The organism is Kribbella jiaozuonensis, from assembly GCF_005233875.1.
Lineage (GTDB): Bacteria > Actinomycetota > Actinomycetes > Propionibacteriales > Kribbellaceae > Kribbella > Kribbella jiaozuonensis.
Genome location: NZ_SZPZ01000004.1, coordinates 1,223,725 through 1,246,902, shown reverse-complemented (window position 1 = coordinate 1,246,902; position 23,178 = coordinate 1,223,725). Strand labels below are relative to the sequence as shown.

The following is a 23,178-nucleotide window of genomic DNA, read 5'->3' as shown; positions in this document are numbered from 1 at the left end:
TGTAGATCTCCGGTAGCGGGGTCTGGGCGGGGCGGCCCCGACCCTGCTACCGGAGCTCTTCTTTGTGGGGCGGTATGGCCCCGAAACTGTCGGTAGGCCCCGGTAGCGTTCTCGGTGCCAGGGGCGGCTCCTGGACGTGCTTCCTTCTCCTTCACCAGGCCAAGTAGCGCGTCCACTCTCCGCCCCTGGTGCCTTCATCTCACGACGCCACCGGGGAGACGCCATGCCGGAAGAAACTGCGCAGGTCCTGCTGCGCCGCCGCCGGCTCGTCGACGTCACCACGCTGACCCCGGCGGTACGCCGTACGGCCTGGCAATGGCTCCGCCGTCCGCTGACGATCCAGACCGGACTGTCCGCGCTCCAGGCCGACCTGATCCAGCGAGGCTTCCTGCTGTCCGTCGGCCTCTACCGGTACTGCGCCTCGCTGTCGGCTCCCGCACTCGCCGGCTTCGGCGGCGCACTGCTCGACCTGCTCGACGCCGAGTCCGGTCACGACACCCACCACACGCCGCTGTTCCGTGGCTTCCCGGAGAGCGTGCCAGGCAACACCGAGACCTTCTACGTGAACCGGGTGTTCGCTCGTCTCCTCCAGGAGCCCGACCAGCCCTGCGTGCTCTGCGGCGACACCAAGGCGGTGCATCCGGTGTCCCCGTGCGCCCATCTGGTTTGCCGGACATGCTGGGACGGCTCGGACTTCAGTGCCTGTCCGCTCTGCCTGCGTCGGATCGACCGCAAGGACCCGTTCCTGAAACCGTCGTTCGACGAGCAGCAGCCGGCCCACGTCCGGTCGGACCGTTTGCGTCTGCTCTCGCCGGCAACAGACGACTCAGCCCGCGAGACGGTCGAGATCTTGCTGGCGCGGCGTGCACCGCTCTCGGCCGCGGATCGTGCTGACCTGCTGGTGCTGCTCGACGCTGCCGATCCGTCCTGGCTGCCGGACGAGATCCCGGTCCGCGAGACCCGGGCGCTCGTCATCGCGCACTTCCTCGCCGACGACCCGGAGCTGATCGATCGGACCGACACGGCGACCGACGTACTGCGTTTGATCTATGCGTTGATGGACGCGGACCCCGGGCTGCGGACGCCGCCGGCCCGGCGGAAGTCGTTGCCGCGGGCAACTCGGCGGCTGGTGCTGCAGCGGCTGGACCGGTTGCCGGCGGAGACGCTGGTCGAGGATCTGCTGCGCCACGAGCGGGCATGGAAGCAGATCGCGGAGAACCTGCACCCGTTCGAGTTCGCGACCCGTTTCCCGGTTGCGGCGCTCGCGTTCGCAGTCCTTCGGCAGACCGATCTGGACCTCGGGACTCCAGCCGGGCGCGCAGTGGCCGGTGAGGCCGCGCAGCATCCTCTGATTCGCGTCGAGGACGGACGGCTCGTGATGAGCACGTTCGCCTCGCGGGTCGAAGGCGCCTTCGCCCAAGGGCGGCCGGAGCAGGCGCTGGACCTGCTGCGTGAGCGTCCCGGCGAGTTGGTACGTCGACTTGTCCACCTCGCGCGCGTACTTCCGCCCGAGCAGCACGTCACGCTCGTCGAGGCCCTGACGACCGCAGTCTCGGACGTGGCTCCGGTGGTGATCACTGCCGCGCTCGGGCAAGTCCGCACACCGCCGGGTGATCTGCGGCTGTTCTTCCCGCGCGGCGGCACTGCCCGCATCTGGACGGCCGTGGACGACCGCGAGCCGTTGCCGAGCGAGCTGGCGACCGAGTTGTCCGGCGTACTGACCGGTGAAATGTTGCGTCGGGCAACGGATCTGCCGCGGTGGCGGCGGGCGTTCCTGGACGAGGAGTTGACCCGGCTGGCGGCGCCTGGTTCGGAGCGGAGCGCGTCCTCGAGTCTGCTGCGGATGACGCGGGGGAGTGCGGTGCCGATCCCGCAGGATGAACTGCTGCGCCTGTTCCTGCATTGGGTCGAGCCGGCCGGACGGCGGGTCGATCTCGATCTGTCCGTGGCGGTGTTCGACGAGGAGTGGGCGTTCGTCGGGCTCTGCGATTACACGCGGCTGCGGTTCGACCAGGATGCGCTGGTGCACTCCGGTGACCTGACGTCCGCGCCGGCGCCGCACGGGTCCACCGAGTTCGTGGACATCGATCTGCGCGCGGTGCGCCGGGTCGACGGGCGCTACGTGCTCCCGGTTGTGTTCAGCTACAACGACGTACCGTTCGATCAGTTGGCGCGCGGGTTCGTTGGGGTGATGCGGCAACCAAATGGCCTGTTCGATCCGGCCGCGGTCGAGGAGCGGTTCGATCTGTCCGGGCCGGCGAAGATCCTGATGCCGTTCGGCGTCGACCTGCAGACCAAAGAGTTGCGCTGGTACGACGTGAACCTGGGCGCGGCCGGATACGGTCACAACATCGCGAGGTACGGCGGTCAGCTCGGGCTGATGGCCGCGACGCTCGAGGAAGTGCACGGGTCCGGCGATCGGGTCAGCCTGTGGGAGGTCTGCTGCTGGCACGCGGCCGCGCGCGCCGACGAGATCGCCGTCCGGTGTGCCGACGGATCTGTCGTCGGGTATCAGCGGGAGCCGTCCGAGGAGCTTGCGGCGTTCGCGCGGCGGGTGACGGCCCGGTTGGAGCCTGACCGGCGGTGGGACGAGGATGCCGCCAACCGCGCCGATTTCGTCGCCGTTCTGGCTGGTGATGTCACGCCGCGCTCGGGGGCGGAAGTGTATGCGCTGCATCCGCGTCTGCTCGACCACGCGAGCGTGGAGCTGATCGACGCGCCGCACCTGCTCGCCGTACTTGCGCCTCACACTCGCGCCCGGGCGACTCTGCGGGCCGGCTGAGACGCGGCCCCTGCGCTCGGGCGAGTCTGGCAGGGGCCTGAGAAATGTTTGACAGTTCCGTGACGGAGGCGGGGGTGTCGCTTTGGTGCGCTCCGCTGCAGGAGTACAACGGAATTGACGCGAAGGGAGCCACGAATGACGTACGACGTGGTGGTGCTCATCGAGCGGGAGATGAGCGAGGGCGACGCGCGCCGCGTTGCCGCCCTGTACGCACGACATGAAGAAGCCGTTGGCTACCACCTGCTGGTCTCCAGCCATCCCGACAGCGGGATCGGTGGTCCGATGGCGTTGCTGGGTTCGACGTTCGCGGACGTGGCCGGGACGACCGGCGCGGCGGCCGTGGTCGGCTCGGCGACAGCTCCGTCGGCACGGGTCGGCCCGACAGCCGCTCCGAGCCGGACACCGACGGCCACCCTGGCAGACCCGGCCGTCGACCTCGCGTCGGTGATCGAACACAGTTCGCGCCGCCTCCGGGCCGCGAGCGGGTACCAGGTCCACGTGTCCATCACGCACGGCGAGATCATGCTGGCGCTGATGCAGATGGTGAAGACCACCGGTAGCCAGGAGGTCGTGGTGGTCGCCTGGCCGGAGACCGCGGCCCGGTTCGTCTGCTCCGACTGGTCCACCAAGGCCCGCAAGCTGCTGAAGGTGCCGCGGGTCCGCATTCTCGAGCACGACACCTGAGGACCCGTACCGAACGACAGGACGTAGTTCCACGCCACCGGAGCGGGCGGGCTCCACGGCGTCATGGCGCGCACCGCCACTACCCTGTCGTTCGGTACGAATCAGCCCGTCGCGGGCTGCCGCGGCAACCGCACCTGCAAGGTGGTCCGGCCGGGCCGCGAGGCGATCGTGATCGTGCCGCCGTGGTGCTCGGCGACGATCCGTTGTGCGATGTCGAGCCCCAGGCCGGTGCCTTTGCCGACGTCCTTGGTCGTGTAGAACGGCTCGAACGCCCGGGCCGCGACCTCCGTCGGCATACCGCGACCGGTGTCGGTGAACTCGACGACGATCCGGTCGCCGTCGATCCGGGTCATGATCCGCAATGTGCCGGCGCCCTCCATCGCATCGACCGCGTTGTCGATCAGGTTCGTCCACACCTGGTTGAGTTCGCCCGCGAAAGCGTCGATCCGCGGTACGTCGGCGCCGTACTCGCGGATCACCTCGACGCCGTCGCGTAGCTTGTGCCCGAGCATCACCAGCGTGCTCTCGATGCCCTCGGTCACGTCGATCGTCTGGATCGAGCCGCGGTCCATCTGCGAGTACGAGCGGACCGCCGCCACCAGTTCGGTGATCCGCCGCGTCGACTCCTTCACCTCGCCGAGCAACGTCGCCGCGGACAGCGTGCTGGCCACCCATTCCAGACCGGGCTCCAGAGCATCTCCGAGTACGTCGGCCGCGCGCTCGCACCACTCGACGCCGGCGCCCGCGGCGGCCAACGGCGGCGCGATCAGCCAGTCCTGGGCGACACCGTGATCGCCGAGCCAGTCCGAGATGACGTTCTCGTCGTCGGCCAGGTCGACCGGATCCGGCGCCGCCGTACCCGAGCCAAGCTCCAGCCGCAGCTCGTCCAGTGCACTGAACTGCACCGCCGAGACCTCGCCCTCCGCGAGCCGGCGCAGCGCCGACAGCAACGTGACGCACGCAGTGTCGAGCGCGCTGACCGAGCGGGCAGCGGCCGCAGCTGGATTGTTGATCTCGTGGGCCAACCCGGCCGCCAATGTGCCGAGCGTGATCAGCGACTCCCGCTGCCGCGCCGTCGACTCGATCGCCCGCGCGGTCCCGTACACGCCCCTGATCAAGTGCCCGGCGAGCGGGAACCACGCGTCGACCCGTTCCCGCAGCAGATCGGTTGGCACCCGCAGTACCCGACCTTCGGCCAGGCCGCGGCCGCTGGCGAGATAGACACCGTGCTCGTCCCACGCGCGGAACCCGCCGGCCCAGCGGCCCGGGACGTCCATCTTGCCCATCACGGTGTCCTCGCGGCCGATTTTGCGGTGCAGCGCGATCACGCCGTCGACCAGCACCCACCAGAAGTCTGCCGGCTCACCTTCGTGGAACAGGTCCGCCCCGAGCTCGATCGGCACCTCGGTGCTGCCGTCGATCAGCTCCTCGAGCTGTACGTCGGTCAGTCCCGCGAAGAGCGGGATGTCTCGCAGATCGTCGGCGCGCATCAGACGGTCGCAAGGTAGCGGTGGACGAGATAGATCGACATGGCGCCTTCGCCGACCGCGGAGGCCACCCGTTTCATCGAGTCGAGCCGAACGTCGCCCGCGGCAAACACCCCGGGCACGCTGGTCTCCAGCGCGTACGGCGGCCGCGGCAGCGACCACCGATCGAACGCGAGCACATCGGGTCCGGTCACCACGAAGCCCTTCTCGTCGCGTACCACGGAGTCGCCGAGCCAATCGGTCCGCGGGATCGCCCCGACGAAGATGAACAACCAGCTGGCGAGAACCTCCTCGACGCGACCGGAGTTGCCATCGGCCAACGTCAGGCCCTCGAGGTGGCCGTCGCCCCGACATCCGACCACCTCTGTCCGGCACCGGACCTCGATGTTCGGCGCGTTGGTGATCTTGTCGATCAGGTACCGCGACATCGAGCTCTCGAGCGACTCGCCGCGGACCAGGAGCACGACCCGCTTGGCGTAGCGCGACAGGTTGAGGGCCGCTTGGCCGGCCGAGTTCGCCGCGCCCACGACGTACACCTCGTCGTCCTGGACCTGGCTGGCCTCGCTGGCGGTGGCGCCGTAGTAGACGCCGCGGCCGGTGAGGTCTGCGAGGCCGTCGACGTCGAGGCTGCGGTACGAGACGCCGGTCGCGACGATCAGCGCGCGGGCCTCGATCTCACCGGATCCTTCGAGCAGTACGGCGTGCACGGGCCCGCGCGACTCGAGTCCGACGACCGAACGCGCGAGCACCATCTCGGCGCCGAAGCGGGATGCCTGCGCGACCGCTCGTGCCGCCAGGTCCGAGCCGGTGAGTCCGCGCGGGAAGCCGAGGTAGTTCTCGATCGCGGCGCTGAGTCCGGCCTGGCCGCCGGGCGCTTCGCGTTCGACGATCACGGTGCTGAGGCCTTCGGACGCGGCGTACACGCCGGCAGCCAGGCCTGCGGGTCCGCCGCCCACAATGCAGACGTCGTACAGCGGTTGTTCGGCTCTGGTGCGCAGGCCGAGCGCCGATGCGAGGTCGAGGGTGGTGGGGGAGCGGAGGGTGTCGCTCTCCGGGATCAGCACCAGCGGGAGATCGTTGTCGGAGGCATCGGCCAGGTCCTTCAGCCGTTGGGCTTCCGGATCGCGCTCTACGTCGTACCAGCGATACGGCACGTGGTTGCGGGCCAGGAAGGTCTTGATGTCGTGCGACCGGTCCGACCAGCGGTTGCCGACGACCCGGACATCGGAGACGTGGTCGGGGTTGGCGTGCTGCCAGTCGCCGAGCAGGTCGTCGACGACCGGGAACAGTTGGTCCTCGGGCGGATCCCACGGCTTCAGCAGGTAGTAGTCGAGGCCGATGTCGTTGATGGCCCGGATCGCGACATCGGTGTCAGCGTACGCGGTCAGCAGTAGGTACTTCGCGCTCGGTGCGTGCACGCGGGCCCGTTCGAGCAGCTCGATACCGGTCATGCCGGGCATCCGCTGGTCGGTGGCGATCAGCGCGATCGGCTGGTTGCGCAGGGCCAACTTCGTCAGCGCGGCCAGTGCCTGGTCGCCCGAGGTCGCGCGCACGACCAGGTAGTCGTCACCGTACCGGCGGCGTAGATCCCGGGAGATCGCCGCCGACACCATTGGATCGTCGTCGACAGTCAGAATCGCTGGTTTGCTCACGCGGTGCCCCCCACCAGTGAACCGATCCCGTCAGAATGCCACGGGAGTACCTCAGTCCTCTATGAGTGCACGCAACGTTTCCTGCTCGGAGTCGGGCACATACCCGCCGTAGTAGTCGTACATGTTCTGGCGGGCCAGGCGCGCGGCGGCGTGGCCGTTGCCGGTGCGGATCGCGTCGACGACGTCGGCGTGGTGGTGCAGTGACTCGAGCATCAGGGCGCGACTGTTCGGCGCGTGCGCGATCTTGTCGGAGATCAGGCTGAGTACGACGCCGCGGACGACCTCGTTGCAGGTCTGGATCAACGAGTTACGGCTGATCCGCGCGATCAGCTCGTGGAAGGCGAGATCGGCCTGGCTGAACGCGCCGAAGTCGACGTCGATCGCGGCTCGCATCGCGACCAGCGTCTCCTCCAGCTCGTCGAGCTCCTCCGGCGTCCGCAGCCGGGACGCGACCTGGATCGCGGCGCCGTCCATGATCATCCGGAACCCGATCAGCTCGCTCAGGGTCAGCTCGTCGACGCGCGCCAGGCGGACCATCTGCTTGCGCAGCGCGGACTGCGAGAACGGCAGGATCTCCGGCCCGTTGGGATCGCCCGGGCGGGAGCGGACCACGCCGTTGCTCTCCAGCACCCGCAGCGCCTCGCGGACGGTCGATCGGCTGACCGCGAACTGCGCGACCAGTTCCCGTTCGCTCGGCAGCCGCTGGCCCGGGGCCAGGTCGCCGCGGGCGAGGGCGTCCTCGACCTGTTCGACGATCCGTTCGTACGCGCGCACGGGCTGTACCGGACTGAACTGCGGTCCAGTTGTCATCCGGCGCACCCCCTAGTCGCTTGACAGGCACCTGAGCAGGGGACAAATCTAGTGGCCCAGTTACACCTAGTCCACTGGTCGGACCAGTGAAGGAGTTGGCGTGAAGTCGTCGTTTCGCATCCGGGCGGTCGCGTTCGTCGCTTCCGCGGCGGTGCTGGCCCTGACCGCCTGCTCAGCGGGTTCGAGCACCTCTTCAGGCAGTTCGCCCGGCGGGGACCAGAAGCTGTCGATCGGCCTGGTCGCCGAGCCGGCCAGTCTGGACTTCACCACCACCGACGGTGCCGCGATCCCGCAGGCGCTGCTCGGGAACGTGTACGAGACGCTGGTCAAGCAGGACGACTCCGGCAAGATCGTGCCGTCGCTGGCGAAGTCGTGGACGGTTTCGCCGGACCGCAAGACCTACACCTTCGACCTGGTCGACAACGCGAAGTTCACCAACGGCAAGCAGTTCACCGCGAACGATGCGGTGTTCAGCATCAACCGGGTGAAGACCGCGTGGACGATCTCGCTGAAGGCCGCGATGGACGTGGTCTCCGGGGCCAAGGCGCTCTCGCCGACGCAGCTGCAGGTCACGCTGTCCAAGCCGAGCAACGACTGGCTGTTCCGGATGACCACCCGGATCGGCGCGATGTTCTCGGAGAGCGGTGTCAGCGCGCTCGCGACCGACCCGGTCGGCACCGGCCCGTTCAAGTTCTCGAAGTGGAACCGCGGCGACTCGATCGTCATGGTCCGCAACGACGACTACTGGGGCAGCAAGCCGTTCTTCCAGACGATCACGCTGAAGTACTTCAAGGACGCGACCGCGCTCAACAACGCCCTACTGACCAGCACGATCAACGTGATCGGCACCGTCCAGGCGCCGGAAGCGCTCAGCCAGTTCACCAGCAACAGCAAGTACCAGGTGATCGAAGGTACGACGAACGGCGAGGTGCTGCTGTCCTTCAACAACTCCCGGCCGGTGTTCAAGGACCTCCGGACCCGCCAGGCGATCCGGATGGCGATCGACCACAAGGCACTGCTCGACACCTGCTGGGCCGGTCGCGGCAAGCTGATCGGCAGCATGGTCCCGCCGACCGACCCGTGGTACGAGGACCTCACCGGCGTCGCGCCGTACGACCTGGCCAAGGCGAAGTCATTGCTGCAGGCATCCGGTGCGACCGGCAAGACGCTCCGGCTGCGACTGCCGACGTTGCCGTACGCAACGTCCTGCGGCCAGGTGGTGAAGAGCATGCTGGAGCAGGCCGGGCTGAAGGTGCAGATCGACCAGCTCGAGTTCCCCGCCGCCTGGCTGACCACGGTCTTCAAGAACGCCGACTACGACATGTCGATCATCGCCCACGTCGAGCCGCGCGACCTCGGTGCGGTGTTCAACGCGAAGTACTACACGCGGTACGACGATCCGACCCTGCAGGGCTATCTCGCCGCCGCGGACACCGGTGACGAGGCTGCGCAGGTCGACAACATGAAGAAGGCGGCGCGCCGGCTGTCCGAGCAGGCCGCGGGCGACTGGCTGTTCCTGATCCCGAACCTGATCGTCGCTGACAAGAACATCAAGGGCCTGCCGACCAACGCCATCACCGAGAACTTCGATCTCTCCAAGCTCGCCCGATGATTCTCCGCCTGATCGAGCGCACCGGCGTGTTCTTGGTCAGTCTTGCGGTGAGCTCGGTGCTGGTGTTCGCGTTCATGGCGGTGCTGCCCGGCGACCCCGCCCGGGTCGCGCTCGGTGTGAACGCGTCCGATGAGGCGGTGGCCGAGTTGCGGCAGCAGTTCGGCCTCGACCGCCCGCTGCCGACGCAGTACTTCGACTGGTTGGGCGGACTGCTGCACGGCGACCTCGGTACGTCGTACGTGTCGAAGGTGGCGATCGGGCCGCAGGTGTTCGATCGCCTGCAGGTGACGCTGTGGCTGGTCGTGGCCGGGATGATCATCGCGCTGCTCGTCGCCGTCCCGGCCGGCACGATCATGGCCGCGCGGCACCGCAAGCTGTCCGGGTTGGCGCTGTCCGCGGTCTCCCAGGTCGGCGTCGCCGTACCGGCGTTCCTCGCCGGGATCCTGCTCATCGTCGTGTTCGCGGTGAAGCTCGGCTGGCTGCCCGCGAACGGCTGGACCCCGCCCGCGCAGGACCCCGGGATGTTCCTGAAGCAGCTGATCCTGCCGGCGCTCTCACTCGGCCTGGTCCAAGGCGCCGTCCTCACCCGGTATGTCCGCAGCGCGGTCCTCGACGTCCTCCGCGAGGACTACCTCCGTACCGCGCGAGCCAAAGGCCTGAAGCCCTTTCAAGCCCTCTGGCGTCATGGCCTCCGCAACGCCGCCGTCCCCGTCGTAACAGTCCTGGGCCTCCAGCTCGCGACCCTTCTCATCGGCGCAGTCGTCGTCGAACGAGTCTTCGTCATCCCCGGCCTCGGTAGCCTCCTCCTCGACGGCGTCTCGAACCGCGACCTCCTACTGGTCCAAGACGTCGTCATGGTCCTCGTCCTCGCCGTTCTCCTGGTCAACTTCATCGTCGACCTGCTGTACGTCGCTCTCGATCCACGCCTGAGGACGGCATCATGAGGCGACTGAACCCGAGCCTGATCGCCGGCGGCGTGATCGTCGGCCTCATCGTTCTGATGGCGCTCGTCTCGTTCGTCTGGACGCCGTACGACGCCACCCTGGTCACGCCCGCGTCGCGGTTGCTGGAGCCGTCGTGGTCGCACTGGTTCGGGACCGACAAGTTCGGGCGCGACGTGCTCAGCCAGATCATGGTCGGCTCGCGTACGACGTTGTTCGTCGGCGTCGTCGCAGTGGGCGTCGCCGCGGTCATCGGCGTACCGCTCGGGATCCTGGCCGCGATGGTCCGGCGCTGGCCGAGTGAGGTGATCATGCGCGGCAACGACCTGCTGCTCGCGTTTCCTGCGTTGCTGCTGGCAATCATGTTCGGCGCCGTGTTCGGGGCGAGCACGCTGACGGCGATGATTGCCATCGGCATCGCTTCGGTGCCGAGTTTCGTCCGCGTGATCCGGAGCGGCGCGCTGCAGGTGATGCGGACGGAGTACGTGCTCGCGGCCCGTGCGGCCGGACGACGGCCGTTGCCGGTCGCGGTCCGGCATGTGCTGCCCAACGTGACCAGTCTCATCACGGTGCAAGCCTCCGTGTCGTTCGCGATCGCCGTACTCGCGGAGGCGGCGCTCTCGTTCCTCGGATACGGCACGCCACCGCCGACACCGTCGTGGGGCCGGATGCTGCAGGAGAGCCAGGAGTTCCTGTTCAGCGCTCCGCGGCTGGCGATCTTCCCAGGGATCGCGATCGCCATCGCCGTACTCGGCTTCAACCTGCTCGGTGACGGCCTCCGCGATCGCTTCGACCCGAAACTGGAGGACCGCCGATGAGCGACGTGCTGACGGTTCGCGGGTTGTCCGTCAAAGTCCGCGACACGACGCTGGTGTCCGATGTCGACCTGACTGTCGGCGCGGGGGAGCGGGTCGGGCTGATCGGGGAATCGGGGTCGGGCAAGTCGTTGACCGCGTTGAGCGTGCTCGGACTACTTCCCGAGGACGTGTACGCCGGCGGCTCGGTCCGCCTCGACGGTGTCGACCACGAGTTGATCGGTGCCGACGAACGCCGCATGTCGCAGGTCCGCGGTCGCGACATCGCGATGGTCTTCCAGGAGCCGATGACCGCGCTCAACCCGACCATGCGGATCGGCGACCAGCTCACCGAGGCGATGCTGATCCACAAGACCAAGCCCAAGTCTGCAGCACGTGCGGCCGCCGCGGAGCTGCTCGAACGCGTTCAACTCCCGGCCGACGCCCTGCGCGCGTATCCGCACCAACTGTCCGGTGGCCAACGGCAACGAGTCGTCCTGGCGCTTGCCTTGGCCAACGATCCGTCCCTCCTGATCTGCGACGAGCCGACGACCGCGCTCGACGTCACTGTCCAGGCTCTCGTCCTCGACCTCATCGTTCGCGGCGTCATGGACCGCTCGTCCGCGCTCCTCTTCATCACCCACGACCTCGCCGTTGTCGCGACCGTCTGCGAACGAGTGCTGGTGATGTACGGCGGACGGGTCGTCGAGTCCGGTCCCGTCGCCGACGTGTTCACGCGCCCGCGCCACCGCTACACCGAGGGCCTGCTCGCGGCGTCCGACCTCGACACGACCACCCGTCGACTGACGACGATCCCCGGCAACGTGCCGCCCGCGGGCAAGTTCCCGTCGGGCTGCGTCTTCCGCACCCGCTGCGCCTACGCCACCGCGCTGTGCGAAGAGTCGCCGCCATGGTCGGGCGACGAGGCGGAGGGCTTCGCGTGCCATCACCCTGCGGGGGTGACTGATGCCTGAGCACATTCCGACGACGCACGAGCTCGAGACGCCGACCGCCATCCAGGTCGTCGATCTCGTCCGCGACTATCCGCGGCCGCGCACCTCGCTGTTCCAGCCCGCTCCGGTCGTACACGCGCTGCGCGGCGTGAGCCTGGAAGTCAAGCAGGGCGAGCGATTCGGCATCGTCGGCGAGTCCGGCTGCGGCAAGTCCACGCTGCTCCGGATCATCGCGGCCCTCGACCGCGCGACGTCCGGCAATGTGATTGTCGAAGGCACCGATATCACCCGTTTGTCCGACCGCCGCCTGCGCTTCCTCCGTGAGAACCTCCAGCTCGTCTTCCAGGACCCGATGAGCTCGCTCGACCCACGGATGCGGGTCCGCGACATCATCGCCGAACCGCTCGTCGTCCAAGGCCATCCCGCCTCGGGCGAGCGCGTACGCGAGCTACTCGAAGCCGTCGGCCTGTCCGCGGACGCCGGCGACCGGTACCCGCATCAGTTCTCCGGCGGTCAGCGTCAGCGCATCTCGATCGCGCGTGCACTCGCGCCCCGCCCGCGCATCCTGATCGCCGACGAGCCAGTCAGCGCCCTCGACGTCTCCGTCCGTGCGCAGGTCCTCAACCTGATCTCCGACCTGGTCGACGAGCTCAATCTCACGCTGGTGTTCGTCTCGCACGACCTGTCCGTGATCAAGCACGTCTGCGACCGCGTGGCCGTCATGAACGCCGGCCAGATCGTCGAGACCGGCTACACCGGCGACGTGTACGCCGCTCCGCAGCACCCGTACACGCAGCGCCTCGTCTCGGCCATCCCCACGCTTCAGCGCGCGCTGTCCGGCGCGACCACGTCCGACCTGCTCGCGAAGGGAGATCCAGCGTGAAGTTCCCAGCCGGCCTGCCGATCGGTGAGGCCTGGGTCGAGGCGGCGGCAACAGCTCCGGTCATCTTCCCGTACGACGGTTCGACGGTCGCGGACGCACCGGTCGGCGACGTCGAGCTGGCCCGGGCCGCGCTCGACAACGCCCTGTCCGTCCGCGAGACGGTTGGCCGGCTTCCGTCGTACCTGCGTCGGAAAGTCCTGCAGAGCGTGCATTCCGCGGTCCTTGCCGCACGCAACGAGTTCGTGGATCTGCTGGTGCTCGAGACCGGCAAGCCGCTTGTCGACTGCCGGGTGGAGATCGATCGGACGCTTCTGACCCTGGAGACGTCGGCGGAAGAGGTTGCTCGGCTGCACGGTGAGACGGTGCCGCTGGATCTGCTGCCGAGTGGTGAAGGTCTGCAGGGTTTCTGGGTGCGTAAGCCGATCGGCGTGGTCGTCGGGATCACCGGCTTCAACTACCCGTTGCTGCTGGCGGCGCACAAGATCGCGCCTGCGTTCGCGGCCGGCTGCCCGATCATCGTGAAGCCGGCGCCGCAGACGCCGCTTGCCACGCTGTGGCTTGTGCACCTCATGCGTTCCGCGCTTGCTGACGCGGGTGCACCGGAGAGCGCTGTTCAGTTGGTGACCGGCGGAGCGGATGTCGGCGCGGCGCTCACCACCGACGGTCGGGTTGGTGCCGTCTCGTTCACCGGATCTGCGGCTGTCGGTCATCGCATCGCGCGTGACGCTGCGCCGACGAAAGTCCTGCTCGAACTCGGCTCCAACTCCGCGCTGGTCGTTGCCGAGGACGCCGATCTGGACGCGGCCGCCGATGCGATCGTTCGCGGCGGGTACTACGCCTCCGGCCAGGCCTGCATCTCGGTCCAGCGCGTCATCGCGGTGGAGTCGATCCGCTCGGAACTGCTGGAGAAACTCGGTGCTCGGCTGCCGACCGTCGTCGTCGGCGACCCGCGCGACCCTCTGACGCGGGTGTCTGCGCTGATCAACCCGGCGTCCACCGATCGGGTCCGCCAGTGGGTCGGGGATGCCGTTCATGCCGGCGGGTCGATCGCGTACGAGGCGCCGGGCGACGTACTCGGGCCGATCGTGCTGACCGACGTACCTGATGGTCTGCCGGCGTGGGACGAGGAGATCTTCGGACCGGTCATCGCGGTGCGATCGGTGCCGGATGTCGACAGCGCGTTGCGGGCCGTGAACGAGACGCGATACGGCTTGCACGCGAGCGTCTTCACGTCCTCGCTGGACACCGCGTTCGCCGCGATCGATCGGCTCGAGGTCGGCGGAGTGGTGATCAACGACGTACCCGGATTCCGCTCCGACGTCATGCCGTACGGCGGGGTGAAGGACTCGGGCACCGGCCGTGAGGGACCGCGCTTCGCGATCGAGGAACTGACCACAACCCGCATGGCGATCATCCGTCCACGCCCGTGAGAGGTGGCCCGTATGGAGTACGCGAATCTGTTCCGGCTTGATGGCAAGCACGCGCTGGTGATCGGCGCGGGGAGTGGGATCGGGCGCGAGAGTGCGCTGGCACTGGCTGCGCAGGGTGCGCGAGTGACGTGTGCTGACCGGGACCTCGCGGCGGCTCGTGCGACGGCCGGGTCCGAGCTCACGGCGTACGAGCTGGATGTGCTGGATGACGCTGCGATCGCGCGGGCGGTGGACGAGCTGGATCCCGTCGACGTGCTGGTGTTCACGGCGGCGACCAATGTGCGGAAGCGGATGCTCGACTACACCGGCGAGGAGTTCGACCGGGTGGTGTCGCTGAACCTGCGGGCCTCGTTCGAGCTGATCCGCGCGTTCGGGCGGGGGATGGCGGCGCGGGGGAGTGGCAGCATCATCGGGTTCAGCTCGATCCGCGGGACCACGGTCGAGCCGGGGCAATCGGTGTATGCGGCAACGAAGGCCGGGCTGGTGCAGTTGTTGCGTACGGCGGCGGCCGAGCTCGGGCCGTCCGGCGTACGCGCGAACGCGATCGCGCCCGGCGTCGTCGAGACCCCGCTGACGGCGCAGATCAAGGCCGATCCCGCGTGGTACGCCGCGTACGCGCAGAAAGGTGCGCTCGGCAGGTGGGCGCAGCCGAGTGAGCTGGCGGGCGCGGTCGTGTACCTCGCGTCCGACGCGGCGAGCTTCGTGACCGGGAGCGTACTTGCGGTCGACGGCGGCTGGACCGCGGTCGACGGCCGCTTCGACCCACCGAACTGAGGGGTGTGTGTATGAGTCTCGCCGATCTGACGGCGGTTGAACTGCTGGCGAAGTACCGCGACGGCTCGGTGTCACCGGTCGAGGTGATCGAGGACGTGCTGGCCCGGGTGGACGCTCTCGAGCCGCAGATCTGTGCGCTGTACGCGCTCGACGCCGAAGGGGCACGGGCGGCGGCGCTCGAGTCGGAACGACGCTGGCGGGAGGGGGCGGCGGGTGCGCTGGACGGCGTGCCGGTGACGGTGAAGGAGAACATCGCGACCCGCGGTACGCCGGTGCCGCAGGGGACTGCGGCGACGTTGTTGAGCCCGGCGGTAGAGGATGCGCCGGCTGCTGCGCGGCTGCGGTCGGCCGGGGCGGTGATCTTCAGCAAGACGACGATGCCGGAGTACGGGATGCTCTCGTCGGGGGTGTCGACGTTCCATCATCTGACGCGGAATCCGTGGGATGTGACGAAGACTGCCGGTGGGTCGAGTGCGGGTGCGGCGGCCGCGGCGGCGGCTGGGTACGGGCCGATCCATATCGGGACGGACATCGGCGGGTCGATCCGGTTGCCGGCGGGCTGGTGTGGGTTGGTCGGGCTCAAGCCGACGCACGGGCGGGTCGCGGTCGGGAATCCGTATCCGGGGCGGGCGATCGGACCGTTGACTCGTACGGCCGGTGACGCGGCGCTGGCGTTGTCGGTGATGTCCGGGTACGACCCGCGTGACCACACGTCGTTTCCTGCTTCCGACGACGAGTTCGGGGTCGAGCTCGAGGGGCTGCGCGTTGCGTTGTTGCTCGATGCCGGGGTCGGGCTGGCGGTGGATCCGGCCGTGATCGCGGCGGTGTCGGCGACGGCCGACGTACTGTCGAAGGCGGGTGCGCTGGTCGAGCCGATCGACCCGATCATCACGCGGGAGATGCTCGACGGGCTCGATCGTTTCTGGCGGATCCGCTCCGCGACGGACATCGCCGCGCTGCCCGAGGAGCGGCGCGCGAAGGTGCTGCCGCAGATCCGGGAGTGGGTGTCGACGGCGGGGGATCTGTCCGGGTCCGACGTGTTCCACGGGTACAGCCAGATGGGTGCGATGGCGGCTGCGGTCGGGCAGGTGTTCACGGCGTACGACGTGATTCTGTCGCCGGTCGCGCCGATCACCGCGTTCCCGGCGGAGCTCGCCTATCCGACGGACGACCCGTCGAAACCGTTCGAGCAGATCGGGTTCACGGTCCCGTACAACATGTCGCAGCACCCGGCGACCACGGTCAACGTCGGGTGGTCCGCTGCGGGGCTGCCCATTGGCGCGCAGCTCGCCGTACCGCATCATCAAGACATGAGGGCACTGGCATTGGCCGGTTACCTGGCCGACCACCAGACCGAGAGCCGGGCCTGGCCGATGGAGTAGCTATGGGTGACTCCGGGTTGATCGCGCACTGCTACCGCATGCTCGGCTCCATCACCGACGCTGTTGAGATCGCTGGTTCCACGTCTGGTTATGAGGCTGCCACTCGCGCGTGTCTGCAGCGCGCGGGGAGCCGTCCGCTCCCGTCCGACCTGGCCGCTCCCAGCGCGCATCCGGAGGGAGCACTCTCGGAAAGCTCCGAGATCCTCTGGCTCGAACCCATCCCCGAACATCTGATGGACGGCCGCCCGATCGACCTCGGCCTGATCGCCGCCCTCCAACGCATCCCACCGCGGGAACGAGCCGCGACCATCCTCCACGACATCGAGGGCTGGCCCACCGCGCGCGTCACGGACCTCCTGGGCGACGTACGACCCACACCGCTCACCGTCAGACCGAGCGCCGTCGTCCCTGACGAAGCGCTCCTCGCCCGTTATCGAGCCGCCTTCGAGCAGTACGACGTACCCGCGATCGTCACGCTCTTCACCGCCGACGCGATCTGGGAGATGCCGCCGTTCACCTCCTGGTTCCGCGGCGCCCGCGACATCGGCCGCCTCATCTCCACCCACTGCCCAGCCGAACGCCCCGGCGACCAGTACCTCGTCCCCCTGAAAGCCAACGGCCTCCCCGCCTTCGCCGTCTACATGCGAGACCCCCGCGACAACCTCCACCGCGCCTTCCAGATCCAGGTACTGACCCTCACCGCGACCGCAATCGTCCACGCAGTCGCCTTCTTCGACCTCTCCCTCTTCCAAACCTTCCACCTACCCGACCTACTCCAAGGCCTCCCACCCAACCCCTACGACGGCACCCTCAAACCCCACGTAGAACGCCGCCACTAACCAACAGCCCCAAGCCGAGCAACCGCGGCGTCGGTCGGTTAGGTGTCCGTGTCCGGGCCTATCGGTTAGCGTTCGTCCAGGGGAAAGTGTGATGGGATGGAGCGGCGCCGGACGAGCTCAGCGGTTGTCCGCCGGCTGACTGGACTGCTCGCAGCCGGCCTGCTGGTCGCTGCCGTGACCGGGCTCATCAAGCTCGGCGAGCCCCACGTCCCGACACTCAGCCTGCTGGTGCTCTATCTGCTCGCCGTACTGCCCATCGCGATCTTCTGGGGTACGCCACTCGCCGTCGTCACTGCCGTGCTCAGCGTGTGGGCGTACGCGTACTTCTTCGTCAGCCCGTTGCACTCCCTCCTGCTTGCCGACGCCCAGAACGCGATCGGCTTGGGTGTGTTTCTCGTGACGGCGGTGGTCGTGGGCGAGCTTGCGGCTCGGCTACGGCGGGCGGCGCTGGAGGCCCAACGGCTGTCGAACGAACAATCCGCGCTCCGGCGGGTCGCCACTCAGGTGGCTCGAGCGGTAGCGCCGAGTGTCCTGTTCACAGCCGTGACCGAAGAGGTGGGGCGACTCTGCGGCGCCGATCTCGCGCGGATGGAGCGGTACGAACCGGACGGGACGGTCACCGGTGTCGCGGCCTGGAGCCGGGTGCCCGCCCATCTGGCCGTCGGTGAGCGGTTCGATCTCGACGGCCTGAGCATCGCCCGCGAGGTACGCCGACGCGCCGGACCGATCCGCCTGGACAGCTTCGCCGGTGCATCGGGCGCGATCGCGCAGGAGGCGCAGACCATCGGAATCCGTTCCTCGATCGGCTGCCCGGTCACCGTGGGCGGCCGCCTCTGGGGTGTCGTTGCCGCCTCCAAGACCAACGACATACCGTTCCCGGCCGCGACCGAGGCACAGATCGCGGGCTTCACCGAGCTCGTCGCCACCGCGATCGAGAACGCGGAGGCCCGGGCCGAACTGATGGCATCCCGCGCCCGCGTGGTGGTCACCGCCGACCGGACGCGTCGGCAGATCGAGCGCAATCTGCATGACGGCGCACAGCAGCGGCTCGTCTCACTCGCGCTCCGGCTGCAGACAGCCCAGACGAAAGTGCCGCCTGAGTTGTCCGAGCTCACCGCGGAGCTGGACCAGGTCCATGGCGGACTGACCGACGCCCTGGACGAGCTCCGCGAGACGGCGCGCGGAATCCACCCGGCGATCCTCGCCGAGGGCGGCCTCAGCCCGGCACTGAAGTCACTGGGCCGCCGGTCGACGATCCCCATCCGCCTGACGCTCCGTGCGCAGCCGCGCCTGTCGGAGCGGCTCGAGGCGAGCGCCTACTACTTCGTGTCCGAGGCTCTGACCAACGCCGCGAAACACTCGCAGGCTTCGCTGGTCGTGGTCACCACCGACATCACCGGCGACGCGCTCCGCGTCGAGATCCGCGACAACGGACAGGGCGGCGCGGACTTCAGCCGGGGCACCGGGCTGCTCGGCCTCCGCGACCGGGTGGAAGCGCTAGGCGGCCGGCTGAACCTCGACAGTCCCCGCGGCGCCGGAACCACCTTGACCGCCGAGTTCCCGCTGACCGGCAGCTGACGTCCGCCGGAGCCAACGTTCGATTGCACAGAGAGTCGCGTTAGCTGGAATGCGCCGGGGCCCTCGTCGCGTGATTCTGGAGCCATGGGGTTGCGCTGCTTCATCGTCGACGACAGCACTGACTTCCTGGACGCGGCGCGGTCCCGCCTCGAAAGTGACGGGGTCACCGTGGTCGGAGTCGCCTCGACGATCGACGAGGCGCTGGCGCGACTGGACGGCGCCGAACCCGACGTCGTACTCGTCGATGTGAACCTCGGCAGCGAGAGCGGCCTCGACCTGGCCCGGCGGATCCAGATCGAGACGAATGTGGACCCCGCGCAGGTCGTTCTGATCTCCACCCACGCGGCGGAGGACCTGATCGATCTCGTCGAGAGCGTGCCGGCCGCGGCTCTGCTGTCCAAGACGGCGTTGTCGGGTGACGCTCTCCGCCGGATCCTCGACGACAGGTAGGTCTACCGTGGGGAGATGACGATCGACTCGGCCGTCGATGGCGGTGCGACACGCAGCCGCGTCGTCCTGGCCGAAGACGACGTACTCCTGCGCCAGGGGCTGGCCAGCCTCCTCGAGCAGGCGGGTTTCGAGGTCGTCGGACAGACCGGCGACAGTGTGTGGATCCTCCCGCTGGTGCGGGACCTTTCGCCCGACCTGGTCGTGGTGGATATCCGGATGCCACCCACGCACAGCACCGAAGGGCTGGACGCCGCCCGGGAGATTCGGCGCGAGTTCCCGGCCGCCGGGATCCTCGTCCTGTCGGCCCACGCCGAGGTCGAGCACGCCATGGAGCTGCTCGCGTCCGGCCAGCGGATCGGCTATCTCCTCAAGAGCCGGGTGACGGATGTGGGCGACTTCATCGAGACGATGGAGCGGATCCTCAGAGGTGGCTCGGTGATGGACCCTGCCCTGGTCCAGGAACTGGTCAACGCCCGCCGGGACGGCGACCCGCTCGCCGAGCTCAGTCCACGGGAGCACGAAGTGCTCGCACTGATGGCCGAGGGTCGCTCCAACTCGGGCATCGCACGCCGGCTGTGGGTGACCGAAGCGACTGTGGAGAAGCATGTCCGGCATGTCTTCGCCAAGCTGCGCCACCCGAGACCAGCGACGACCATCGCCGGGTGCTGGCTGTGGTCCGGTATCTCGACGCCCACTGACTACCGGTCAGCCAGACCCAGGATTCCGGTTAGCGGGTAGCCCCTCTGGACGCTGGCCTTGCTGACGCCCGCCCTCCGACGGCGGATCGTAGTGACGAGATCAGCGGCCTGGGGAACGACCAGAGGGACCGATCGCGATGTTCACGACAAGGCCCCGGCCCGGAGCCGATTGGTGGCGGACCGCCGTCATCTACCAGGTCTACCTCCGCAGCTTCCACGACTCCGACGGCGACGGTGTCGGTGATCTGGCCGGTGTCCGCGCGAAGCTCCCGTACCTGCGGGCCCTGGGAGTGGACGGCATCTGGCTCAACCCGTTCTACCCCTCACCGCAGCACGACCACGGGTACGACGTCTCCGACTACTTCTCGGTCGATCCCCGCTACGGCACCCTCGACGGTTTCGACCGTCTGGTTGACGACGCGCACCGGCATGACATCAAGGTCCTCATCGATCTTGTCCCGAACCACTGCTCGACCGAGCATCCCTGGTTCGCCGCGGCGCTGGCCGCGGGCCCGGGGAGCCCTGAGCGCGCGTGGTTCCACTTCGCCGACGGCCGGGGCGAGGAACCGCCCAACAATTGGCGCTCCGTCTTCGGCGGCCCGGCCTGGCAACAGGTTCCCGACGGCCAGTGGTACCTGCACAGCTTCGCGCCGGAGCAGGCCGACTTCAACTGGCGCCACCCCGACGTGGCGGCGTACTTCGAGCAGGTACTGCGATTCTGGCTCGAGCGCGGCGTCGACGGCGTCCGAATCGACGTGGCGCACGGGTTGCACAAGGCGGCCGGACTGCCGGATCACGGGCAGGCGATCGACGACGAGCTCACCGGTGACCCGCTCAACCCGCACGCGTGGAACCAGCCCGAGGTGCACGACGTCTGGCGCCGTTGGCGGCAGATCGCCGATGGATACTCGGCCTTCACCGGCCGCGAACGCGTGCTGATCGGCGAGGTCGGCGTACTGGATACCCGGCAACTCGCGCTGTACCAGCGGCCGGACGAACTGCATCAGACCTTCTACTTCGAGTTCCTGCGCGCGCACTGGGACGCGCAGATTCTCTCCGACGTCGTCGATCGCGGGCTGGGCACGATCCAGGACGCCGGCTCCTCGGTCGCCTGGGTGCTGAACAACCACGACATGCCGAGATCCGTCACCCGCTACGGCGGTGGGGCCCCAGGCGCACACGCCGGGGACGTCGATCTCGGGACCGCACGTGCGCGGGCGAGTGCGCTGCTGATGCTCGCGCTGCCGGGAGCGGCGTACCTCTATCAAGGCGAGGAGCTCGGTCTGCCCGAGGTCACGGATCTGCCGGACAATGTGCTGACCGATCCGATGTTCCACCGCAGCAACGGGGAGCGGCGAGGCCGGGACGGCTGCCGGATTCCCTTGCCCTGGTCGGCCGGCCAGGAGGCTTTCGGCTTCTCCCGGTCAGATCCGTGGTTGCCGCAGCCTGACTGGTTCGCCATGCATGCTGTGGACCATCAGCTGGGCTGGGGCGAATCGATGCTGCATCTGTACCGCGAGGCACTCGGCGTGCGCCGGCGGCTTCCGGCACTGGCTTCGCACGACTTCGATTGGCTGGCGACCGAACCCGGCGTACTGGCCTTCACCCGCGGCGACGGCTTCTGCTGCGTCGTCAACTGCTCGTCGAGAGTGGTCGCTGTGCCGGTCGACGGCGAACTACTGCTCGCGAGTCACCAGGACGCGGGCGACAAACTCTCGCCCAACAGCGCGGCGTGGTACCTGCTGTCGTCGCCGACCCCCACCTAGCAGGCGGGCCTGGCGTCTTGAGAACCCCTCCAACACCTCGGCGCCAGGCCTGCCCCTCCAAGGAGTTCCGATGCGACAGATTCGGATAGCCAAAGTCGTTCGCAGAAAAGACAGACGGTACGACGACGACGCTGTGCTTCCGCTCGACCCCAGGGACCCGGACATCGTCCGAGCCAAGCAAGCACAACTCAGAAGTGCCGGGTCGGTCGGTAAATGAGTTCCTGGAGTATTGCTGCTAGAACTCGCCGTAGATCTGGACCTTGGTGCCGATCGGGGTGTCGGCGTAGATCTGGTGGATTTCGGGGCGCATGACTCGGACGCAGCGGTGGCTCGCGGGGTAGGGCTTGATGAGGGAGTTGACTCGGGAGCCGTGGAGGGCGATGCCGGGGCGGTCCTTCAAGAAGTACAGGGAGTCGTACATGTACGCGTCCTCGTACAGGCTGCTCTCGTGTGCGCCGGCCCACTTGCGCCAGACCTTGCCGGTGCGGTTGGGGGTGTCGTAGCCGGGGGCGCCGGTGGAGATCCAGACGATCCGCTTGTAGGTGTTCCCGACGATTTGGTACAGGATCTGGCAGGTCTTGTTGACGTAGATGCCGGGGGAGCGGGTAGGCGTCGGGCGCTTGGTTGCGTTGAGCACCGAGTACGCGTCGTTCAACGTGAGGCCGGCGCGGCTGACCGGCAGGCCGTTCGTCTCGCGCCACGCGCACAGCGCCTGCTTGGCACGCGCGGTTATGTCACCGTCGATGTCGCCGACCGGGTATCCGAGCTTGTCCAGCTGCCGTTCGACCCGCAGCGCGTAGTACGCCGGCTTCTGCTTCACCTTGGGCTTCGGCGGCACAGTCGGCTTGACCGTCGGCTTCACGGTCGGGGTGGCGCTCGGCGTCGTACTCGGGGAAGAGACTGTAGATGAAGGGGTGTCCGAGGGGCTCGTCTCGCTCGCGGCCACGTCGGAACATCCAGCGAGCACGAACGACAACACGACGGCACCGGCGACAAGACCTCGACGACGCGACACGGGCGACCCCTCTCTCAGCCTTTTCAATGTCGCAGAACCACGCCGAGTAAGCGTGCAACGACCCGCCGAGACTAATGCGCCGAAGGTTCCCCGACGGTGTCAGTAGCCATTCCCGTCACCGAACCGTTGCCGAGCTCCGGCCCCGGATCGTCCCGCAACCGGCTGTACAGATACCCGTCCCGCAGCCGCCCGGCCCGGAACTCGCACCCGCGGATCACGCCTTCGAGCCGGAAACCCGCCTTCTCCAACGACTTCTGCTCGGCCAGGTTCTCCGGATGGGTCGCGGCCTGGATCCGCTGCACCTGCGTGTGCTCGAACAGGTACGCCGTCAGCAGCGCCTGCGCCCGCCACCCGATCCCACGCCCGCGGTACTCCGGCAGCAGCGCGATCCCGATCTCCCAGTACTTCGTCCTGCCGTCGAACGACCCCGACCGCCAACTGACGAGCCCCGGCGTCTCCGCACCGGTCCGGACCATCAGCCGCCCGTCCTCAGCGCCGAGGAACCCGTCCTCGGCAAACCGCCGGACCGGCGCCTGCGCATCGCGAAACCCGTTCCAGTCCAGCCCGATCAGCCCGGGCTCCACCACAAACCGTTGGAGCAACGCGACATCGTCTTCCCTCACGGGCCCCAGCAAGACATCCATAGCT

Annotated in this window: 20 protein-coding genes; 15 read left to right on the top strand and 5 right to left on the bottom strand. The window is 68.4% G+C overall.

Features of this window, described 5'->3' with window-relative positions:
* Positions 1-223 precede the first annotated feature (223 nt).
* Positions 224-2,782, top strand: a complete 2,559-nt coding sequence (locus FDA38_RS31915; RefSeq protein ID WP_137257798.1) for an MXAN_6230/SCO0854 family RING domain-containing protein — start codon at positions 224-226, stop codon at positions 2,780-2,782.
* 135 nt (positions 2,783-2,917) lie between these two features.
* Positions 2,918-3,466, top strand: coding sequence for a hypothetical protein (locus tag FDA38_RS31910; protein ID WP_137257797.1), 549 nt, complete (start codon positions 2,918-2,920; stop codon positions 3,464-3,466).
* A 101-nt stretch (positions 3,467-3,567) separates the two neighbouring features.
* On the opposite strand, the gene FDA38_RS31905 is transcribed toward FDA38_RS31910, so the two are convergent.
* Genes FDA38_RS31905 through FDA38_RS31895 form a run of 3 tightly spaced genes read right to left on the bottom strand, consistent with a single transcriptional unit; the run spans position 3,568 to position 7,415 of the window.
* A complete protein-coding gene (locus tag FDA38_RS31905; RefSeq protein WP_137257796.1) occupies positions 3,568-4,956 on the bottom strand; it encodes a sensor histidine kinase in 1,389 nt (462 codons plus the stop codon).
* Positions 4,956-6,605 (bottom strand): FAD-dependent oxidoreductase, encoded by a 1,650-nt coding sequence (locus tag FDA38_RS31900; RefSeq protein ID WP_137257795.1) that lies wholly within the window; start codon positions 6,603-6,605, stop codon positions 4,956-4,958. Before FDA38_RS31900 ends, FDA38_RS31905 begins: the two co-directional genes overlap by 1 nt.
* A gap of 51 nt (positions 6,606-6,656) precedes the next feature.
* Positions 6,657-7,415, bottom strand: coding sequence for a FadR/GntR family transcriptional regulator (locus FDA38_RS31895; RefSeq protein WP_137257794.1), 759 nt, complete (start codon positions 7,413-7,415; stop codon positions 6,657-6,659).
* Between the two features lie 100 nt (positions 7,416-7,515).
* On the opposite strand from FDA38_RS31895, the gene FDA38_RS31890 reads away from it, so the two are divergent.
* The 13 genes from FDA38_RS31890 to FDA38_RS31830 all read left to right on the top strand — a co-directional run bounded on the left by FDA38_RS31890 (position 7,516) and on the right by FDA38_RS31830 (position 21,515).
* The gene (locus FDA38_RS31890) at positions 7,516-9,027 is read left to right on the top strand and encodes an ABC transporter substrate-binding protein (protein WP_233715039.1); all 1,512 of its coding nucleotides are present in this window, start codon (positions 7,516-7,518) and stop codon (positions 9,025-9,027) included.
* Positions 9,024-9,971 carry an ABC transporter permease gene (locus FDA38_RS31885; RefSeq protein ID WP_137257793.1) on the top strand — a complete coding sequence of 316 codons (948 nt, stop codon included), beginning with the start codon at positions 9,024-9,026 and terminating at the stop codon, positions 9,969-9,971. The genes FDA38_RS31890 and FDA38_RS31885 overlap by 4 nt, the downstream gene beginning before the upstream one ends.
* On the top strand, positions 9,968-10,786 hold the full coding sequence (locus FDA38_RS31880) for an ABC transporter permease (RefSeq protein ID WP_137257792.1): 819 nt from the start codon (positions 9,968-9,970) through the stop codon (positions 10,784-10,786). Before FDA38_RS31885 ends, FDA38_RS31880 begins: the two co-directional genes overlap by 4 nt.
* Entirely contained in the window at positions 10,783-11,736 is a 954-nt protein-coding gene (locus FDA38_RS31875) for an ABC transporter ATP-binding protein (RefSeq protein ID WP_137257791.1), read from the top strand. The genes FDA38_RS31880 and FDA38_RS31875 overlap by 4 nt, the downstream gene beginning before the upstream one ends.
* Positions 11,729-12,598: an ATP-binding cassette domain-containing protein gene (locus tag FDA38_RS31870; RefSeq protein ID WP_137257790.1), complete on the top strand. Its 870-nt coding sequence runs from the start codon at positions 11,729-11,731 to the stop codon at positions 12,596-12,598. Before FDA38_RS31875 ends, FDA38_RS31870 begins: the two co-directional genes overlap by 8 nt.
* A complete protein-coding gene (locus FDA38_RS31865; protein WP_137257789.1) occupies positions 12,595-14,028 on the top strand; it encodes an aldehyde dehydrogenase family protein in 1,434 nt (477 codons plus the stop codon). The genes FDA38_RS31870 and FDA38_RS31865 overlap by 4 nt, the downstream gene beginning before the upstream one ends.
* A gap of 12 nt (positions 14,029-14,040) precedes the next feature.
* Positions 14,041-14,802 carry an SDR family NAD(P)-dependent oxidoreductase gene (locus FDA38_RS31860; protein WP_137257788.1) on the top strand — a complete coding sequence of 254 codons (762 nt, stop codon included), beginning with the start codon at positions 14,041-14,043 and terminating at the stop codon, positions 14,800-14,802.
* Positions 14,803-14,813: 11 nt separating this feature from the next.
* A complete protein-coding gene (locus tag FDA38_RS31855; RefSeq protein ID WP_137257787.1) occupies positions 14,814-16,184 on the top strand; it encodes an amidase in 1,371 nt (456 codons plus the stop codon).
* A gap of 2 nt (positions 16,185-16,186) precedes the next feature.
* The gene (locus FDA38_RS31850; RefSeq protein ID WP_137257786.1) at positions 16,187-17,023 is read left to right on the top strand and encodes a sigma-70 family RNA polymerase sigma factor family protein; all 837 of its coding nucleotides are present in this window, start codon (positions 16,187-16,189) and stop codon (positions 17,021-17,023) included.
* Between the two features lie 96 nt (positions 17,024-17,119).
* On the top strand, positions 17,120-18,601 hold the full coding sequence (locus tag FDA38_RS31845) for a sensor histidine kinase (protein ID WP_137257785.1): 1,482 nt from the start codon (positions 17,120-17,122) through the stop codon (positions 18,599-18,601).
* 84 nt (positions 18,602-18,685) lie between these two features.
* On the top strand, positions 18,686-19,051 hold the full coding sequence (locus tag FDA38_RS31840; RefSeq protein ID WP_137257784.1) for a response regulator: 366 nt from the start codon (positions 18,686-18,688) through the stop codon (positions 19,049-19,051).
* A gap of 15 nt (positions 19,052-19,066) precedes the next feature.
* Positions 19,067-19,789, top strand: coding sequence for a response regulator (locus FDA38_RS31835; protein ID WP_233715038.1), 723 nt, complete (start codon positions 19,067-19,069; stop codon positions 19,787-19,789).
* A 97-nt stretch (positions 19,790-19,886) separates the two neighbouring features.
* On the top strand, positions 19,887-21,515 hold the full coding sequence (locus tag FDA38_RS31830) for a glycoside hydrolase family 13 protein (protein ID WP_137257783.1): 1,629 nt from the start codon (positions 19,887-19,889) through the stop codon (positions 21,513-21,515).
* A gap of 235 nt (positions 21,516-21,750) precedes the next feature.
* On the opposite strand, the gene FDA38_RS31825 is transcribed toward FDA38_RS31830, so the two are convergent.
* Positions 21,751-22,530, bottom strand: coding sequence for a L,D-transpeptidase family protein (locus FDA38_RS31825; protein ID WP_233715037.1), 780 nt, complete (start codon positions 22,528-22,530; stop codon positions 21,751-21,753).
* 71 nt (positions 22,531-22,601) lie between these two features.
* Positions 22,602-23,174 (bottom strand): GNAT family N-acetyltransferase, encoded by a 573-nt coding sequence (locus tag FDA38_RS31820; RefSeq protein WP_137257782.1) that lies wholly within the window; start codon positions 23,172-23,174, stop codon positions 22,602-22,604.
* Positions 23,175-23,178: the final 4 nt, after the last annotated feature.